Below are 15,507 nucleotides of genomic sequence, written 5' to 3'. Positions count from 1 at the left end.
GGGAGGAGATGGGAGAGATGGCGGCTTGCGGGAACCCCCAATGCGCTCCTCGCTCTCACCGTCTCCCCCGGCCCAACCCGGGAGAAAGGGAGGCCGGTCAGCCCACCACACGCGCGAGCATGGTTTTACGAGCCAGCCGGTAGAATAGGCGGATGCAGAACATCTCCATCGCGGATTCCCCTCGCCGCCGCGCCCCCTGGTGGTTCCACCTGGCGGGTCAGCTGCTGCAACCCTGGGTGCGCATCCGCCGCGACCCGGCGGAACCGGCCACCCTGCTCAAGGCCGGCGTGCCGGTCTGCTACGTGATCGAGCGCGACGGTTTCTCCGACGCGCTGATCCTCGACCGCGCCTGCCGCGAGGCCGGCCTGCCCAGCCCGCTGCAGCCGCTGGCCGGCACCCGCCGCCGGCGCTCGGTGTTCGCGCTGATGCGCCGCGACGGCTGGCTGTTCGGGCGCAAGCGCCACCGCTCGCCGAACGAGCCGCTGGGCCAACTGGTGCAATCGCTGGAAGGCCTGCCCGAGCGCGACATCCAGATCGTGCCGGTGTCGATCTACGTGGGCCGCGCGCCGAACCGCGAATCGGGCTGGTTCAGCGTGCTGTTCTCCGAGAACTGGGTGATGGTGGGCCGCTTCCGCCGCCTGCTGGCGCTGCTGCTGAACGGCCGCGACACCACGGTGCACTTCGCCGCGCCGGTGTCGCTGCGCGAAGTGCTGGCCGAATCCGGCGAGCTGCCGCCGCCGCGCTTCGCGCGCAAGCTGGCGCGCGTGCTGCGCACCCATTTCCACCGCATCCGCGCCGCGGTGATCGGCCCCGATCTCTCGCACCGGCGCACCGTGGTCGACGACGTGCTGCGCGCCGAGCCGGTGCGCGCGGCGATCGCCGCCACCGCGGCGAAGGAGAAGATCAGCGAGGCCAAGGCCTGGCGTCGCGCGCAGAAGATGATGCTGGAGATCGCCGCCGACTATTCGCACCCGGTGGTACGTTCGGTGTCGTTCCTGCTGTCGAACTTCTGGAACAAGCTGTACGACGGCATCGCGATGCACCACTTCGACAAGGCCCGCGCCGCCGCGCCGGGCTACGAAGTGGTCTACGTGCCCAGCCACCGCAGCCACGCCGACTACCTGCTGCTGAGTTACCAACTGCACATGTCCGGCGTGGTGCCGCCGCACATCGCCGCGGGCGTCAACCTCAACCTGCCGGTGATCGGGCCGATCCTGCGCCGCGGCGGCGCGTTCTTCATGCGCCGCACGTTCAAGGGCAACGCGATGTACTCGGTGATCTTCAACGAGTACATGGCGCAGCTGATCGATCGCGGCGTGCCGATGGAATACTTCATCGAGGGTGGCCGCTCGCGCACCGGCCGCCTGCTGGCGCCGCGCGCCGGCCTGCTGTCGATGACCGTGCGCGCGTTCCTGCGTGCGCCGCGCCGGCCGGTGTTGTTCCAGCCGGTGTACATCGGCTACGAGAAGTTGATGGAAGGCAAGAGCTACGCGGGCGAGCTCAGCGGCCAGCCCAAGGAGAAGGAAACCCTGTTCGCCCTGCTGCGCGGCATCGGCGGGCTGTTCAAGCAGCGCTACGGCCACGTCACGATCAACTTCGGCGAGCCGATCGAGCTGAATCCGCTGCTGGATGCGGCCAGCAAGGACTGGCGCAGCGCCAGCGCCGACCCCGACAGCCGCCCCGAATGGCTGGGCGGCGTGATCGACCAGCTCGCCGAGCGGATCCAGGTCAACGTCAACCGCGCCGCCGACGTCAACCCGATCAACCTGCTCGCACTCACCCTGCTGGCCACGCCCAAGCACGCGATGGCCGAGAACGACCTGCTGGCGCAGCTGGAACTCACCAAGTCGCTGCTGCTGGAGCTGCCCTATTCCGACCGCGTCACGCTGACCCCGACGGACCCGGCCGGCATCATCGCCTACGGCGAGCAGATGGGCTGGATCCGCCGCATCAAGCATCCGCTGGGCGACGTGCTCGACGTGGAGGGCGAGCAGGCGGTGCTGCTCAGCTACTTCCGCAACAACGTGCTGCACCTGGTCGCCGCCGGCGCGTGGGTGGCCTGCTGTTTCCTCAACAACCGGCGCATGTCGCGCGCCTCGGTGCAGCGGCTGGGCCGCATCATCTACCCGTTCCTGCAGGGCGAACTGTTCCTGGCCTGGGACGAGGAAGGCTTCGGCGCGCAGCTGCAGGCCACGATCGACTTCTTCGTGCGCCGCGGCCTGCTCGAAACCACCGGCGAAGGCCGCATGCTGGAGCGCGCGCCCGGCCAGGACGACAGCGCGTTCCAGCTCCGCATCATCGCGCGCAGCCTGATCCAGGCCTTCGAGCGCTACTACATCGCGATCGCCGCGCTGGCCAAGCACGGCCCGCACGCGCTCACCGCCACCGAGCTGGAAACCACCTGCACGCTCACCGCGCAGCGGCTATCCCTGCTCAACGAGCTCAACGCGCCGGAGTTCTTCGACAAGGCGCTGTTCCGCGGCTTCATCCAGAAGCTGCGCGAGCGCCGCGTGGTGTGGACCGACGAGGCCGGCAAACTGGACTACAACAGCGCGCTCGACGACATGGTGCGCGACGCACGGGTGATCCTGTCGCGCGAGATGCGCCATTCCATCCTCAAGATCACCCCCGGTGGCGACCGCGAGGTCGCGGCCGACGAGCCGGCGCCCGAGCCTGCCGCGCCGGTGCCTCTCGTCGCTCCCGCCGATGCCGGTGCGGAACTGCACCAGCGCCACGTGGAGGCCGAGCACGAGGGTCATCGCACGCACCCCGCCGATGCCGACGCAAGCGCGGACGAAACCGAAGGCACACAGCGCGACCTGCCGCTGTGACGACATTTCCATTGGGTTTTATGACGCCATGAACGAGCAGCCTTCCACCACCCATTTCGGTTACCGCGACGTGCCCGTCGCCGACAAGCAGAAGCTGGTCGGCGAAGTGTTCACCTCGGTGGCGAAGAACTACGACCTGATGAACGACCTGATGTCGTTCGGCATCCACCGCCTGTGGAAGCGCCACTTCGTGGCGATCAGCGGCGTGCGCAAGGGCGACCGCGTGCTCGACCTCGCCGGCGGCACCGGCGACATCGCCGCGCTGCTCAAGCCCGTGGTGGGTGAGCAGGGCGAACTCGTCGTCGGCGACATCAACGCCGCGATGCTCGGCGTGGGCCGCGACCGCCTCACCGACCGCGGCCTGGTCGGCGGCCTGCGCTGGGCCCAGCTCAACGCCGAAGCGCTGCCATTCCCGGACAATTCGTTCGATGCGGTGACCATGGCCTTCGGCCTGCGCAACGTCACCGACAAGGACAGGGCGCTGGCCGACATCTGCCGCGTGCTCAAGCCCGGCGGCCGCCTGCTGGTGCTGGAGTTCTCACGCGTGCAGAGCGAGCTGCTCAACAAGCTCTACGACTTCCACTCCTTCAAGGTATTGCCGAAACTCGGCCGCCTGTTCGCCGGCGACGCCGACAGCTACCAGTACCTGGCCGAATCGATCCGCAAGCACCCGGGCCAGGCCACGCTGAAAGGCATGATGGAACGCGCCGGCTTCGGCAAGGTCGAGGTGCGCAACCTCTCGAACGGCATCGTGGCGATCCACCGGGCGTACAAGTTCTGAAGGACGACACATGAGCCAAGGAACGCAGCAACTGGAACGCCTGAAGGCTTTCTCCGACGCCGTGTTCGCCATCGCGATCACGCTGCTGGTGATCGAGGTGCACGTGCCGCGACTGGACACCCTGGACGATACCGCCTACCTCGCTGCGCTGGCGCACCTGATCCCGAGCTTCATGGGCTTCATGCTGAGCTTTCTCACCATCGGCGCATTGTGGATTGCGCACCACCGGCTGTTCGGCGTGCTGGACGGCTACGAGCCCCGCCTGATGTGGCCGAACATGCTGCTGCTGATGGTGATCGCCTTCATGCCCTTCGCCACCGCGCTGATGAGCTCCAATCCGCTCGCACGCGTGCCAGAGATGTTCTACTCGGCCACCCTGCTCGCCGCCGGGCTGCTGCAGTTGCTGCTGTTCCAGCTCGCGCTCCGGCCCGGGCGGGTGCGCGCCGGGGTACCGCCTGAGGAAGTCAACGCGCTGCGCTGGCGCGCACTGACGCTGCCCACGGCGGCTACCGCCGCGCTGCTGGCGGCGCCGCACATGCCGGGCAACAACAACTTCTTCCTGCTGACGATCCCGCTGCTCGCCCGCGTCTATGCCGCGATCGGCCGCCGCCGCGCCCTGCGGCGCATGAGCGCGGTGGCAGCCGACTGACAACGCGGTTGATCCAGGTCAGTGGTGCGCCGCGGTGCGCGGCATATGGTTGTGCTCCCTTTCCCGCGAGCACACGCCGATGTCCCCCGATACCGTTTTCGACCAGCACACCCACCTCTTCGACGCCCGCGGCGTGGCGCGGCGTTTCCGCCACTCGGCGATCTTCGGCGCGATCGGCGCGCTGCGCTCGGGCGAGACGATGCGCTTCGTCAACGACCACGATCCGATCCCGCTGATCGCCCAGCTGCGCGAACGCCTCGGCGAACACCTCACGGTGACCTACCGCCAGCGCGACGCCGACGCAGTGGTGATCGATTTCGGCATCACCGGCCTGCCGGAAGAGTGATGAAGCACCCCGCCTTTTTCGACGAGGCGCCGCGCATCGTCGTGCGCGATCCGCTGGCCGACCTGCTCGGCGCGGCCGAGGGCGGCCTGCTGGAATACCGCTACCTCGACGCGGTGCGCCTGGCCGGGCACTCCTGCCCCACCGTGGCCGGCGCGTGGCTGACCGCACGCGCGGCGCTGCGCGCGCTGTATCCGGACGAGCCGGCCGAACGCGGCGGCATCACGGTACAGATGCCGGCAGCGGAGGACGAAGGCGTCACCGGCGTGATCGCGCAGGTGCTCACCCTGGTCACCGGCGCCGCCGCAGGGAACGGCTTCCACGGCATAGCCGGCCGATTCGTGCGACAAGGATTGCTGGGCTTCGCGGATGCGCCGGACGGCGAGGCGGTCCGTTTCACCCGCCGCGACAACGACAAGTCGGTGGCGGTGGCGCTGGACCTCTCCAGCGTGCCGCCATCGCCGCAGGCACGCGCCCTGATGGGCGCCGCGATGCAGCCGAACGCCACCGCCGCGCAGCGCGCCGCGTTCGGCGTGGCCTGGCAGGACCGCGTGCGCCGGCTGCTGCTGGAACATGCCGACGATCCGGCCGTGCTGCGGGTCACTCCGCTAGCCTGAGCCGGGTCGTGCCCGCAGTTCGACTGGCGCCTGAACAGGTGCCGGTCGGCGTGTCGTCGGCCCGCTTGGCGCCCCGTTCTCCGCTCCAGACCGCCCGTGCAACGGGCGGCACCACGAGGAGGAGGAGAACACCATGCAGAACCATACGCAGAAGTGGCTGGTTGTCGGCCTGCTGGGCCTGTGCGGGCTGGGCGGCGTGACCGCCGTACAGGCGCAGAGCGCACCGGCCCAGAACGCGGCCAGCGACACCCAGCGCGACGCGAACCAGCAGCAGCGCATCGACCAGGGCCTGAAGTCCGGCCAGCTCAACACGCGCCAGGCGTCCAACCTGGAACAGCGCGAGGCGAACCTGGACCGCACCGAGCAGCGCGACATGCGCAACGGCCCGATGACCAAGGCCGAGAACACACAGATCCAGCGCATGCAGAACCGCGACAGCAAGGCGATCTACAAGGACAAGCACGACGCGATCAAGGGCAACCCGGACTCGGCCTCGTCGCGCCGCCTGCAGGCCGACGTGCAGCGCAACGCGAACCAGGAGCAGCGCCTCGCCAACGGCGTGAAGTCCGGCCAGCTCACCAACCGCGAGGACGCACGCATGCAGGGCCGCCAGGCGCACGTCGACCACATGGAACACGTGGCGGGCACCAACAACGGCCGCGTCGGCCCGCGCGAACAGAAGCGCATCCAGCGCGCCGACAACCGCGACAGCAAGCGCATCCATCGCGTCAAGCACAACCAGGCGAAGCGCTGATCCGCACTGGCGCCGGTCGTCGCGGACACAACCGCGACGACCGGCGCATCGGTGATTCAGGCCGCGCGCAGATCCTGCAGCCAGGTGCCGGCGCGATGCGCCTCGTCCTCGTGTTCCTGATCGCGCCACGTTTCGGCCAGTGCGGCGGCATACCACTCGCGCATCGCGGGCAGGTCGAGCAGATGCCGTGCATAAGCCATCGCGACCTCGCCGAGCTGCAATCCGTAACTCTGGATGCGGAACGCCACCGGCGCGTAGAACGCATCGACCGCACTGAACGCGGCGCCGGCGAGGAAGGGGCCGCCGAAGCGCGCCAACCCCTCGTTCCACAGCTCGTCGATGCGGGCGACGTCCTTGCGCAACGCCGCGCCGGGCGCCTCGATGCGCACGCGGACGCCGCAGTTCATCGTGCAGACGCTGCGCAGCTCGGGAAAACCGGAGTGCATCTCGGCGGCGGCGCAGCGCGCCCACGCGCGCGCCCGCACATCGGCCGGCCACACGCCGGGATCGCGTTCGGCCACATACTCGGTGATCGCCAGCGAATCCCACACCACGGTGTCGCCGTCGCGCAGGCAGGGCACCTTGCCGCTGGGCGAGAACGCGCGGAACTCGTCCCAGTTCGCGCCGACGCCGCCGAGGAACGGCACCAGCTTCTCGTCGAACGCGATGCCGCGCTCGCGCAGCAGCAGCCACGGCCGCAGCGACCACGAGGAGTAGTTCTTGTTGGCGATGTAGAGCTCGTACACGGCAACCTCCAGACCGGTGGAAATCTTCAGGTATCGACGATCAGCAACGTGCCAGTGCTACCCTCCGCCACGGCATGCGGCGTGCCCGCCTGCACCACGTAAAGCTCGCCGCCGCGCACGCTCACTGGCTGTCCGGCCACGGTCAGCCTGAGCACGCCGTCGATCACCAGCAGGACTTCGGTGCAGCCGTGGCTTTCCTCGGCATACGGCGCACCGTCCATGCGCAACAGCTTGAGTCGCGCCGTGCCGATGCCCGCCAATACGACGGAGCGCCATGCCTCGGGCAACTGCGCGGCCAGCGCGGAAAGATCGTGATGGCTCACGCACCCGGCTCGCATGTCGCCGCGCCTGGCGCGGGGCGGGGCTCTGGCGGAGAGCGCCGCGCGTTCGCCAGCACCACGCCGCCGATCACGATCGCACCGCCGACCAGCACCATCGCGCCGGGCACCTCGCCCAGCCATACCCAGCCGATCACGATGGCGATCGGCGGCGACAGGTAGATGAAGCTGGACACCCGCGAGGCGCTGGCGCGGTGCACTGCCACGTTCCACGCGAGGTAGCCGAGGAAACTCGGCGCGATGCCCAGCCACAGCAGCGCGGCAACGTGCGACCACGGCGCCGCCGCCAGTGCCTGCGGCAGGCCGCCCGTGAACGGCAGGCAGCCCAGGGTGCCCGCGAAGAAGGTGAAGGCGGTCACCGCCAGTGTGCTGGAGCGCGCGAACAGCGGTTTCTGCCCCACGAAATAGATCGCCGAGGCCAGCACGCAGACCAGCACCAGCAGCGCCTTGGGGTCCACCTCCACCTTCTGGCCGCTGGCCAGCACCACCAGCACCGTGCCGACCAGCGCCACGCCCAGGCCGACCCAGGTGCGCAGGCTCAAGCGCTCGCGCAGCCACAGCGCCGACAGCGCCGCGGTCGCCGCGGGCACCAGGCAGATGATGATGGAAGCCGTGCCGCTGGCGATGCGCGTTTCCGCCCAGTTGAGGCAGATGTGATAGGTGGTGAGGCCGATCAGGCCCAGCAGCACGAGCTGCGGCCAGTCGCGCCGCGCCGGCAGCGGCACGCGTTTCGCCGCCAGCAGCGCCGCGAAGCACAGCGAGCCGATCGCGAGGCGCGAGAACGCCACTTCGCCCGGCGTGAACGAGGCCAGCGCATAGGCGATCGCGGCATACGCCGACGACCAGGTGAGCAGGGCGATGGCGATGCAGACGAGAGCCCGCGCATCGAGGCGTTCGGTGGAAACCATGGGGCGGATTCTGTGCCGGGGAGTGCGCATCCTAGCCTTGCGGGCGATGCCGCGGAATAATGCATCAACAGGCCGACGGAATGTTTCGCCGTCGATCGAAATGAAACTGGAGCACACTGCCTTGGAATCGAAACCTGATCTGGACGCCAAGGACTGGCACATCCTGGAAGCCCTGCAGCGCGACGCGCGCCTCGGCTACGCCGAGCTGGGCCGCAAGGTGAAGCTCTCCGCGCCCGCTGTGGCCGAGCGCGTGAAGCGGCTGGAGGAAGCCGGCGTGATCACCGGCTATCGCGCGGTGGTGGAGCCGAAGCGGCTGGGCTACCGCATCGAGGCGATGGTGCGGCTGCGCTGCGACGGCGGCATCTGCGCGCGCATCGGCCAGATCGTCGCCGACATCCCCGAGGTGCTGGACTGCCGTCGCCTCGCCGGCGAGGATTCCGCCCTGCTGCGCGTGGTGGCGATGTCCATCGGCCACCTGGAAAGCGTGCTCGACCGCCTGCTGAAGATCCACGCCAGCGTCAGCACCACCACCCTGGTCGTGCTGCAGGCGCCGCACGCGAACCGCGCGCTCACCCGCGCGATGTGGGACGCCGCGCGCAAGCTGCCGCTGGACTGACGGGGGCGTGCATGCAGGCCCGCGTGCGGTCCGTCGATGAACCATGCCTGTCCCGTCGCGCCGACGCCTGTCGGCGTCATGTGAATGCGACACTTCCGTCGGAACATACGCCCACGCGCGGCGTGCATACTCTCCACCTCTCGCTGCTGACGAGTACGCCGCCATGACCGAGAAGCTGCCGCCCGTTCCGCCTGTCGCCACCGGCGACGCACCCGACGATCCCGCGCGCCGCCGGCTGCTGGGCGGCATCGCGCTGGCCGGTGCCGCGCTGGCCATGGGCGGCTGCAAGACCGCCGCGAACAGCCAGGCCGCGTACATCGCCGGCGGCACCGACGGGGCACTGGATGCCGCGCTGCGCAAGCACATCCGCCACGTACTGGTGATCTACGCGGAGAACCGCAGCTTCAACAACCTGTTCGGGGATTTCCCCGGCCTCGCGCAGCCGCTGTCCGCGCTGGCACCGGAGCGCTACCGCCAGCGCGACCGCGACGGCGGCCTGCTCGACAGCTTGCCGCCGATCTGGCACGGCCTGATGCCGCACAAGCAGGTGCTGGACGGCCGCGAGTACCAGATCGCCGAGGACGCGATCCGCGGCCTCGCCAACGCGCCGTTCGCACTCACCACGCCCGACGGCCAGCCGCTGCCGCAGGCGCTGGTCACCCGCGACCTGATCCACAGCTTCTACACCAACCAGTTGCAGATCAACGGCGGCAGGAACGACGGCTTCGTGGCCTGGGGCGACAGCGGCGCGCTGGTGATGGGCCGCTACGGCGACAGCGCGGACAAGCTCGCGCTGTGGCAGCTGGCGAAGCAGTACACACTGTGCGACAACTTCTTCATGGGCGCCTTCGGCGGCTCCTTCCTCAACCACCAGTACCTGGTCGCCGCGCAGCCGCCGTTCTTCCCGCACGCGGACCAGGGGCCGGCGAAATTCCAGATCACCGAACTGGATGGCGACGACCCCACCGGCATCCGTCCGAAGCTGGCCGAGGATTCGCCCGCCAGCGCGATGCAGGGCCGGCCGAAGTTCGCCTCGCGCATGGCGCTCACGCCCGACTTCTGGGCGGTGAACACGATGGGGCCACCTTATGCGCCGGCCTTCACCAAGGACCCGAAGAACCCGCTGCTGGCCGATCCCGCCGACCCCAGCACGCTGCCGCCGCAGGTGCACGCCACCATCGGCGACCGGCTGAGCGCCGCGGGCGTGGATTGGGCCTGGTACGCGGGCGGCTGGCAGCTGGCACTGGACGGCAAGGGCGTGCGCGGCACGCACGACAGCTTCCCCTACGGCCCCAACTTCCAGGAACACCACCAGCCGTTCAACTATTTCGCGGCCTTCGCGCCCGGCAGCGCCGCGCGCGCGCGGCACCTGCGCGACGGCGGCACCGGCAGCGGCGCGGCCAGCAACCGCCTCTTCGCCGACATCAAGCACGGCACCCTGCCCGCGGTGGCGTTCTACAAGCCGCAGGGCGACCTCAACATGCATGCGGGCTATTCCGACGTGGCCGCGGGCGATGCGCACATCGTGCAGATCGTCGAGGCACTGCAGCGGAGTCCGCTGTGGCCGCACACCCTGGTGGTGATCACCGTGGACGAGAACGGCGGCTGGTGGGACCACATGGCACCGCCCAAGGGCGACCGCTGGGGGCCCGGCACGCGCATCCCCGCACTGGTGGTCTCGCCGCACGCGAAGCGCGGCCACGTCGAGCACACCGTCTACGACACCGGCTCGATCCAGCGCTTCCTCAACCGCCGCTTCGGGCTGCAGCCGCTGCCCGGCATCGCGCTGCGCGACCAGGCGATGCGCGACGCGGGCGGCCCGGCGCCGGGGGACCTCACCGAGGCGCTGCAATTCGCCTGAATACAGACCGGTAGGAGCGCACCCTGTGCGCGATTGCCTTGTGTCCCGATCAGGGCAAGAGCATTCGCGCACAGGGTGCGCTCCTACATGAGGAGCATCCCATGCGCGAGCTGTACCCCGAGATCGAACCCTTCCGCACCCGCCGCATCAAAGTGGATGCGCGCCACAGCCTGCACGTGGAGGAATGCGGCACGCCCGACGCGCTGCCGGTGGTGTTCCTGCACGGCGGCCCCGGCGCAGGCATCGCGCCGTACCATCGCCGCTTCTTCGATCCGGCACGCTGGCATGTGGTGCTGTTCGACCAGCGCGGCGCGGGGCAGTCCACGCCGTTCGCCGACCTCGTCGACAACACCACCGCACATCTCGTCGCCGACATCGAGGCGCTGCGCGAGGAACTGGGCATCGAACGCTGGGTGGTGTTCGGCGGTTCGTGGGGTTCCACGCTGGCGCTGGCGTATGCCGAAGCGCACCCCGAGCGCGTGCTGGGCCTGGTACTGCGCGGCATCTTCCTCGCGCGACCGGAGGAGCTGCGCTGGTTCAACGAAACGGACGGCGGCGCGCAGTACATCTTCCCCGAGCGCTGGGCGCGCTTCCGCGACTTCATTCCGGAGGCCGAGCGCGGCGCGATGATCGAGGCCTACTGGAAGCGCCTCGACGGCGACGACGAAGCCATGCGCCTCGCCGCCGCGCAGGCCTGGAGCGCCTATGAGGGCGGCAGCACCACCCTGCTCCACGACCCGGACGCCGGCGGCGATTTCGACGACCCCCACAAGGCGGTGAGCCTCGCGCGCCTCGAAGCGCACTACTTCCGCCACGGCATGTTCCTCGAACCGGACCAGCTGCTGCGCGACGTGCCGAAAATCCGCCGCATACCCGCCACCATCGTGCACGGCCGCTACGACATCATCTGCCCGGTGAAGACCGCACTCGACCTGCACGCGGCCTGGCCCGAGGCCGAGCTGCGCATCGTGCTGGCCGGCCACAGCGCGGCCGATCCGGCCATCGTCGATGCACTGGTGCAGGCCACCGACAAGCTGGCGGATCGCTACGGCTGAGGCCGATGGCATACTCCCCGGCTGTTGCCAGAGAGGTCGAACGATGCGCGTGCTGGTCACCGGAGCCTACGGTTTCATCGGCGCGCATATCGTCGCGACGCTTGTCGCGGCCGGCCATGAGGTGGTTTGCGCAGTGCGCGGCGCACGCGTCGACTCGCGCTTTCCCGGCGTAACGGCCGTCGCCTGCGACATGGCGCGCGACCTGCGCAGCGAGGACTGGTTGCCGCGACTGGACCGCATCGACGCGGTGGTGAACGCCGCCGGCATCCTGCGCGAAAACGGCGCCAGCACGTTTGTCGCCATCCACGAACAGGCGCCGCTCGCACTGTTTCTGGCCTGCCAACAACGCGGCATTCGCAGGGTCATCCAGGTTTCGGCGCTGGGCGACCCTGCCGATGGCGAATTCGTCGCCTCCAAGCATCGCGGCGATGCGGCGCTGGCCGCGCTGGATCTGGACTGGCTGGTGCTTCGCCCGTCGCTGGTCTACAGCGCGCGCGGTTCCTACGGCGGCACTTCGCTATTGCGCGCGCTGTCGGCCCTGCCGGGGGCGGTGCCACTGCCGCAAGGCGGCGGACAGCACGTGCAGCCGGTAGCCGCCGAGGACGTGGGCGCCGCCGTGGCCGCAGCGCTGGAGCGACCGGCGTGCACCCGGCAGATCATCGAACTGGTCGGTCCCGAGGTGATGAGCCTGCGCGATTACCTCGCCGCCTGGCGCCGCTGGCTGGGCTTCGGCCGCCTCCGGGTCTGGTCGGTGCCGCTGGGCTGGGCTCGACTGGTCGCCGCGCTCGGCGATCGGTTCGGCGACGGCCCCCTGTGCCGCACCATGATGCGCATGCTAGAACGCGGCAACACCGGCGCGGCCGATGCATCGACACGCCTGCGCGACGAGCTCGGCGTCGCGCCGCGACCCTTGCTGCGCGCACTCGGCGAAGCGCCCAGCCAGGTACAGGATCGCTGGCACGCGCGCCTGTATTTCGGACTGCCGATGCTGCGCCTGCTGATGGCGCTGTTGTGGATCGCCTCGGGTGTCGTGGGCTGGACGGCAACGACCGACGAGGTGTCGGTGCTGACGATCGACGGCCCGCTCTCCGGCCACGCGGCGCTGGTGCTGGCACGACTCACCGGCGGCACCGATCTGCTGCTTGGCGTGCTGTGCCTGCTGCGCTGGCGTCTCCGGCGGGTGCTGGCGGCGATGCTGGTGATGCTGGCGGGCTACACGCTGGGCATCGGGTTGCTGTGGCCGGCGCAATGGCTGGCACCGTTCGGCGGGCTGGCCAAGAACCTGCCGCTGCTTGCCGCGCTGGCGCTACTGCTGGTCACGGAGGAGCGCCGGTGAATACCTACGTGCTGCTGAAGACCCTGCACATCCTCTCCTCGACCCTGCTGTTCGGCACCGGTCTGGGCACCGCGTTCTTCATGTGGTTCACCCACCGTGGCGGCCAGGTCGCCGCCATCGCCAGCGTGGCGCGGCTGACGGTGCGCGCGGATTTCCTGTTCACCGCGCCGGCGGTGATCGCGCAACCCGTCACCGGGCTGCTGCTGATGCGCGAGATGGGTTTCGGCTTCGGTGCGCCCTGGTTGCAGGCAGCCATTGCGCTGTACCTGCTCGCCGGTGCCTGCTGGCTGCCGGTGGTGTGGTTGCAATGGCGCGCATGCGAACTGGCGCAGGCGGCCTGGTGCGAGGGCACTCCACTGCCCGCCGCGTATTACCGCAGCATGCGCTGGTGGTTCGCGCTGGGCTGGCCGGCATTTCTCGCCGTGCTCGCCACGTTCTGGCTGATGGTGGCCAAGCCGGCGCTGTGGGGTTGAGCGTGGGCGATCAGGCCGGACGCAGCTCGTGTTCGCCCAGCCACCGGCGGAAACCGGCATCGTCCAGCGGGCGGCAGATCAGGTAGCCCTGCAGGCCGTCGCAACCCATCTGCTCCAGGGTCTGGCGCTGGGAAACGGTTTCCACGCCTTCGGCCACCGCGACGATGCCGAGCCGGTGGGCCACGTCGATGATGAAACCCGCCAGCGGCCTGGTGACCTCGGGCGTCAACTCACTGACGAAGGAGCGGTCGATCTTGAGCATGTCCAGCGGCAGCCGCTGCAGGTAGCTCAGCGCGGAGTAGCCCACGCCGAAGTCGTCCAGCGCGAGTTTGAAACCGGCCGCGACGAGTTGCTGCATGGTCGCCAGCGCGCTGTCGAAATCCTGCAGCAGCGCGCTCTCGGTCAGCTCCAGCGTGAGCCGCGCGGGCTCGATGCCCGCCGCGCGCACCTGCGCCTCGAACAGCGCGGCGAGCCGTGGCTGCACCAGTTGCCACGCGCTCACGTTCACCGCCAGGCGCCCGCGAAACGGCACGCCGTCGCGGTCCCATCCTCGGATGCTGGCGCAGGCCGCACCGACCACCCAGTTGCCGAGCGCGTGGATCAGTCCGGTTTCCTCGGCCATCGGGATGAACTCGGCCGGCGGCAGGTCGCCCAGGTGCGGATGGCGCCAGCGCAACAGCGCTTCGGCGCCCAGCAATTCGCCCCGCGGGCTGAGCTGCGGCTGGAAATGCAGGGCGAACTGCGCATCCATGCTGCCCTGCTCCAGTGCCGCGCGCAGACCGCGTTCCAACGTCAGGCGCGTATCGGCTTCCTGCTGCATCGGCGGCAGGAACAGGCGCACCGTGCCGCGACCGGCGGCCTTGGCCCGGTACAGCGCGATGTCGGCCCGGCGCAGCAGATCGGCCACGTCCTGCTCGCCGGCGGGGAATATCGCCACGCCGACGCTGGCACCCACGGCCAGCACGCGACTGCCCACGCTCACCGGCTCCGCCAGGCGCGCGAGCATGTCGGTAGCGACCTGCTGCGCCCGCGCCTGCATGTCGTCCGGCGTGCCCTGCAACCGTTCCAGCAGCAGCACGAACTCGTCGCCACCGAGGCGCGCAAGCACCGCTCCCGTCGGCACCACCGCGAGCAGGCGGTCGGCGATCGCCTGCAGCAGATGGTCGCCGACATGATGGCCCAGGCCGTCGTTGATGGTCTTGAAGTTGTCCAGGTCGATCAGCAGCAGTGCACCGTGCTGCCCACGCGCCAGCGCGTCGGCATGCCACTCGGCGAGGCGGTCCAGCAAGTGGGCGCGGTTGGGCAGGCCGGTCAGGCTGTCGTGGTAGGCGATGTGGCGCAGGCTCAACTCGGCTTCGCGGCGCGTGTGCGCCTCGGCCTCCAGATCCTGCCGCGCGCGCTCCAGCTGCATCGAGCGCTGGCGCAGCTGCGCCGCCAGCGACAGGCTCATCAGCAGCACGAAGGGCAGGAAGGCGAAGGCATCCAGGTACGGCGAGCGCACGCCGAGCCAGTCGATCGCGATGTCGCCCCACAGCAAGGCCGCGAACTGCACGAGCAGGCAGATGCCCAGCAACAGGGCCAGCATCGACTCGCCACGGCGGTACTGCCGCCACGCGCGCCACAGCGCCCACAGGAACATTGCGTAGCTCGCCAGATGGAATGCCCAGCCCCAGACCGAGATCGCACCGGTGACGCCATACAAGTACTCGCCCCAGGGCAGCACGTCGCCCAGTGTCGCCACCAGCTGCGTGTAGAACAGGGTGAACGGCATCACCCAGTTGAGCCAGAGGAACAGCAGCGTCAGCGCGCCCAGCACCAGCTTCGCGCGCCAGGCGATCGCCGTGCCGGTATAGGCGCCGATGAACACCACGAACGGCAGGAAGGACAGCGTCGACATCACTATCATCCAGCGCAGCGCGGTGGTCGCCTCGGCCAGGCCGCCGGCGGTGCGCAACAGCAGGTTGCCCAGCGCCAAGCCGGCGAGGCAGAGGCACAGCATCGCGTAGGAAAGATGGATGGTTTCGCGCCGGCGCCACAGGCCGATCACCACGAACTGCACGCCGGAAGCGAGCGCGATGCCGGTGGTGGCGATCAGCGCGGCGGTGAAGTAGCCGAACCCCATCGGATCCGCGTCGACCAGCATGCTTCCCTCTGCAAACCGTAAGCCACCGGGGCGCGACAGGCGGTGGCGTCCATGCC

At 69.6% G+C, this 15,507-nt stretch carries 15 protein-coding genes; 11 read left to right on the top strand and 4 right to left on the bottom strand.

The window, feature by feature from the left end; all coding sequences use genetic code 11:
- Positions 1-152: 152 nt before the first annotated feature.
- The 6 genes from plsB (at position 153) to AB7878_RS10640 (ending at position 5,975) form a co-directional block, all read left to right on the top strand.
- Positions 153-2,831 carry a glycerol-3-phosphate 1-O-acyltransferase PlsB gene (gene plsB, locus AB7878_RS10665; RefSeq protein WP_369494347.1) on the top strand — a complete coding sequence of 893 codons (2,679 nt, stop codon included), beginning with the start codon at positions 153-155 and terminating at the stop codon, positions 2,829-2,831.
- 28 nt (positions 2,832-2,859) lie between these two features.
- Entirely contained in the window at positions 2,860-3,612 is a 753-nt protein-coding gene (ubiE, locus tag AB7878_RS10660; RefSeq protein WP_369494346.1) for a bifunctional demethylmenaquinone methyltransferase/2-methoxy-6-polyprenyl-1,4-benzoquinol methylase UbiE, read from the top strand.
- Between the two features lie 10 nt (positions 3,613-3,622).
- The gene (locus AB7878_RS10655; protein WP_369494345.1) at positions 3,623-4,261 is read left to right on the top strand and encodes a TMEM175 family protein; all 639 of its coding nucleotides are present in this window, start codon (positions 3,623-3,625) and stop codon (positions 4,259-4,261) included.
- A gap of 79 nt (positions 4,262-4,340) precedes the next feature.
- The gene (locus tag AB7878_RS10650; protein WP_369494344.1) at positions 4,341-4,607 is read left to right on the top strand and encodes a DUF2249 domain-containing protein; all 267 of its coding nucleotides are present in this window, start codon (positions 4,341-4,343) and stop codon (positions 4,605-4,607) included.
- On the top strand, positions 4,607-5,221 hold the full coding sequence (locus AB7878_RS10645) for a hypothetical protein (protein WP_369494343.1): 615 nt from the start codon (positions 4,607-4,609) through the stop codon (positions 5,219-5,221). Before AB7878_RS10650 ends, AB7878_RS10645 begins: the two co-directional genes overlap by 1 nt.
- 133 nt (positions 5,222-5,354) lie before the next feature.
- A complete protein-coding gene (locus tag AB7878_RS10640; RefSeq protein WP_369494342.1) occupies positions 5,355-5,975 on the top strand; it encodes a hypothetical protein in 621 nt (206 codons plus the stop codon).
- Between the two features lie 56 nt (positions 5,976-6,031).
- On the opposite strand, the gene AB7878_RS10635 is transcribed toward AB7878_RS10640, so the two are convergent.
- The 3 genes from AB7878_RS10635 to AB7878_RS10625 are packed head-to-tail and all read right to left on the bottom strand — an operon-like array spanning position 6,032 to position 7,967.
- Entirely contained in the window at positions 6,032-6,721 is a 690-nt protein-coding gene (locus AB7878_RS10635) for a glutathione S-transferase N-terminal domain-containing protein (protein ID WP_369494341.1), read from the bottom strand.
- 26 nt (positions 6,722-6,747) lie between these two features.
- Positions 6,748-7,044 carry a cupin domain-containing protein gene (locus tag AB7878_RS10630; protein WP_369494340.1) on the bottom strand — a complete coding sequence of 99 codons (297 nt, stop codon included), beginning with the start codon at positions 7,042-7,044 and terminating at the stop codon, positions 6,748-6,750.
- Entirely contained in the window at positions 7,041-7,967 is a 927-nt protein-coding gene (locus tag AB7878_RS10625) for a DMT family transporter (RefSeq protein ID WP_369494339.1), read from the bottom strand. The genes AB7878_RS10630 and AB7878_RS10625 overlap by 4 nt, the downstream gene beginning before the upstream one ends.
- A gap of 121 nt (positions 7,968-8,088) precedes the next feature.
- On the opposite strand from AB7878_RS10625, the gene AB7878_RS10620 reads away from it, so the two are divergent.
- From AB7878_RS10620 to AB7878_RS10600, 5 genes are all read left to right on the top strand, one after another.
- On the top strand, positions 8,089-8,583 hold the full coding sequence (locus AB7878_RS10620; protein ID WP_369494338.1) for an Lrp/AsnC family transcriptional regulator: 495 nt from the start codon (positions 8,089-8,091) through the stop codon (positions 8,581-8,583).
- A gap of 163 nt (positions 8,584-8,746) precedes the next feature.
- Positions 8,747-10,444, top strand: coding sequence for an acid phosphatase (gene acpA, locus AB7878_RS10615; protein ID WP_369494337.1), 1,698 nt, complete (start codon positions 8,747-8,749; stop codon positions 10,442-10,444).
- A gap of 101 nt (positions 10,445-10,545) precedes the next feature.
- Positions 10,546-11,499, top strand: coding sequence for a prolyl aminopeptidase (pip, locus tag AB7878_RS10610; RefSeq protein WP_369494336.1), 954 nt, complete (start codon positions 10,546-10,548; stop codon positions 11,497-11,499).
- 43 nt (positions 11,500-11,542) lie between these two features.
- The gene (locus AB7878_RS10605) at positions 11,543-12,835 is read left to right on the top strand and encodes a DoxX-like family protein (protein WP_369494335.1); all 1,293 of its coding nucleotides are present in this window, start codon (positions 11,543-11,545) and stop codon (positions 12,833-12,835) included.
- Complete coding sequence (locus tag AB7878_RS10600) at positions 12,832-13,308, top strand: DUF2269 family protein (RefSeq protein WP_369494334.1); 477 nt, start codon at positions 12,832-12,834, stop codon at positions 13,306-13,308. Before AB7878_RS10605 ends, AB7878_RS10600 begins: the two co-directional genes overlap by 4 nt.
- A 10-nt stretch (positions 13,309-13,318) precedes the next feature.
- Here the strand turns inward: AB7878_RS10600 and AB7878_RS10595 are convergent, their stop codons facing one another.
- Positions 13,319-15,451, bottom strand: coding sequence for a putative bifunctional diguanylate cyclase/phosphodiesterase (locus tag AB7878_RS10595; RefSeq protein WP_369494333.1), 2,133 nt, complete (start codon positions 15,449-15,451; stop codon positions 13,319-13,321).
- Positions 15,452-15,507 lie beyond the last annotated feature (56 nt).

The sequence above is a fragment of the Rhodanobacter humi genome (assembly GCF_041107455.1).
GTDB lineage: Bacteria > Pseudomonadota > Gammaproteobacteria > Xanthomonadales > Rhodanobacteraceae > Rhodanobacter_A.
Note: the sequence above shows the minus strand (reverse complement) of the source record. Positions and strands in the feature narration are given on the sequence as shown.